Raw genomic sequence first — 3119 nt, 5'->3', positions numbered from 1 at the left:
AATATCAACAGGTGGCACCTTCCTACTCTCCCGCCTTTGACGGCAGTACCATCGGCAGCACGGGGCTTAACGGCTCTGTTCGAAATGGAAGAGGTGAACACCCGCCTTACCAGCACCAACCTGATTGAACTCTTTATACCGAATAAAACCACACTCCAGGCGAGTGTACTTGCTCAGCACCAATACCTTTGTCTTTTTTCCCGCAGAGAGAGATCTCGATAGCAACGACTACTAAATCAACTTATGTACACTTCAGCCAAGCAACCAGTTCAATAAGCAAGAGTTTAATCACGCTTCCGGGCACATTAGTACGGCTCGGCTCTACTGCTCTCACAGCCTCCACCTGCCGCCTATCCACGTCGTCGTCTCCAACGGCCCTTTATACCGGAACACTCATCTTGGGGCCGGTTTCGCACTTAGATGCTTTCAGCGCTTATCCAAACCGCACGTAGCTACTCAGCCATACCACCGGCATGATAACTGATCCGCCAGCGGTGCGTCCATCCCGGTCCTCTCGTACTAAGGACAGACCCCCGCAGTATTCCCACGCCCACCACAGATAGAGACCGAACTGTCTCACGACGTTCTGAACCCAGCTCGCGTGCCACTTTAATCGGCGAACAGCCGAACCCTTGGAACCTTCTCCAGCCCCAGGATGTGACGAGCCGACATCGAGGTGCCAAACCTCCCCGTCGATGTGAGCTCTTGGGGGAGATCAGCCTGTTATCCCCGGCGTACCTTTTATCCTTTGAGCGATGGCCCTTCCATACGGAACCACCGGATCACTATACCCTGCTTTCGCACCAGATCGGCCTGTGTGCCTCACTGTCAAGCCCGCTTCTGCTATTGCACTCCCCTGCCGATTACCGTCCGGCATGAGCGGACCTTGGGAAACCTCCGTTACCCTTTCGGAGGTGACCACCCCAGTCAAACTACCCACCAAACACGGTTCCAGTCTCCCGGTTAGACCGTCAGCGGGGCAAGGGCGGTATTTCAAGGTTGGATCCATGACCCCTGGCGAGGCCACTTCAACTCCTCCCGCCTATCCTACACATGCCACACCGACGATCCATGTTAAGCTGTAGTAAAGGTGCACGGGGTCTTTTCGTCCCGTGGCGGGTAAGCGGCATCTTCACCGCTACTACAATTTCACCGAACTCATGGTTGAGACAGTGCCCAGATCGTTACACCATTCGTGCAGGTCGGAACTTACCCGACAAGGAATTTCGCTACCTTAGGACCGTTATAGTTACGGCCGCCGTTTACTGGGGCTTCAGTTCAATGCTTTCCCTTGCGAGTAACATCCCCCCTTAACCTTCCAGCACCGGGCAGGTGTCAGACCCTATGCGTCAACGTTAATTTTGGCAGAGTCCTGTGTTTTTGGTAAACAGTCGCCTGGGCCTTTGCTCTGCAGCCTCCCATTACTGGGTAGGCCCCCCTTCTCCCGAAGTTACAGGGTCAATTTGCCGAGTTCCTTAACCATGATTCTTTCGCGCACCTTAGAATCTTCATCCCAGCTACCTGTGTCGGTTTACGGTACGGGTATCCGCACGCTTAACGCTCACTCACTTTTCTTGGAAGCCCCTTCAGTTCTTCGGTTTGGCCGAAGCCGCCCCTCAGCGCCCTATTCCGTCAGGACCCAGAACCCCCGGCACTCCGTCATGAACTCGCCTGCGCAGATAGTACAGGACTATTAACCTGTTCCCCCTCAAAGCCCGGCATTCGCCTGCTCCTTAGACCCCGACTAACCCTCCGATGACTGCCATCGCGGAGGAAACCTTAGCTTTTCGGTGTGGGGAGTTCTCATCCCCATTCTCGTTACTTATGCCTACATTTGCTTTTCCCTGCAGTCCAGTAAGGCTCACGCCTATCCTTCACCCCCCAGGGAATGCTCTCCTACCACAACATACTCTAAGTATGTGTCCACCGCTTCGGTGAAGTGCTTGATGCCCGTTTATTATCGACGCCCGCCCCGCTCGACCAGTGAGCTGTTACGCACTCTTTAAAGGAATGGCTGCTTCCAAGCCAACCTCCTGGCTGTCTCAGCAGCCGGACCGCCTTTGTTCAACTTAGCACTCACTTGGGGACCTTAGCGGATGGTCTGGGTTGTTCCCCTCTCGGACTTGGACCTTAGCACCCAAGCCCTCACTGCCCCGCACCCAGGTGCCCATTCGGAGTTCATCAGAAGTTGGTAGGATGTGACTCCCCCGCATCCTGTTGGTCGCTCTACCTGACAACTGGTAACACGGAACGCTGTTCCTAAAAACATTTCGGAGAGTACGAGCTATTTCTCAGTTTGATTGGCCTTTCACCCCTACCCGCAGCTCATCCGGAAGCTTTTCAACGCTTATCGGTTCGGCCCTCCACGGTGTTTTACCACCCCTTCAGCCTGGCCACGGGTAGATCACCAAGTTTCGCGTCAACCCCCCCTGACTATGCGCCCTGTTCAGACTCGCTTTCGCTTCGGCTGCCCATCTTCAGATGGTTAACCTGGCCAGAAAGGGTTACTCGTAGGCTCATTATGCAAAAGGCACGCGGTCACTGGACGCTGCCAGCTCCCACCGCTTGTAGGCGCCTGGTTTCAGGTTCTGTTTCACCCCGGTACTCCCGGTACTTTTCACCTTTCCCTCACGGTACTCTGCGCTATCGGTCTTCTGGTCGTATTTAGCCTTACCGGATGGTGCCGGTTGATTCAAAGGAGATTTCTCCGGTCCCCCCCTACTCAGGATCACCAGCCCACCAACTCGTTGACGCCTACCGGACTCTCACCGTCTGTGGTTGCCCTTCCCAGAGCATTCGGCTTCTCTCCCGTTGGCTTTCTGCCGGGTCCTACTACCCCGCCCGTGCCGTAACACGACCGGTTTGGGCTGTTCCGCGTTCGCTCGCCACTACTGACGGAATCACTACTTGTTTTCTCTTCCTGCGGCTACTTAGATGTTTCAGTTCACCGCGTTTGCCTCATGTTCAACACATGATTCCTGATCTTCAATCAGGAGGGTTGCCCCATTCGGATACCTGCGGATCAGCCCCTGCCAGCGGGTCCCCACAGCGTTTCGTCGCTTGCCACGTCCTTCCTCGCCACCAGAAGCCTTAGGCATCCCCCAGACGCCCTTTTGCTG

2 rRNA genes are annotated in these 3119 nt (G+C 55.3%); both read right to left on the bottom strand.

Annotated elements, in window-relative coordinates:
- Window positions 1-9: 9 nt before the first annotated feature.
- A 5S ribosomal RNA gene (rrf, locus tag ACYVHB_RS32635) occupies window positions 10-120 on the bottom strand.
- A gap of 163 nt (window positions 121-283) precedes the next feature.
- Window positions 284-3119: ribosomal RNA gene (locus ACYVHB_RS32630) — 23S ribosomal RNA — on the bottom strand.

The sequence above is a fragment of the Spirosoma arcticum genome (assembly GCF_054779955.1).
The sequence above is the reverse complement of the archived record's forward strand: the minus strand, read 5'-3'. Positions and strand labels throughout refer to the sequence as shown.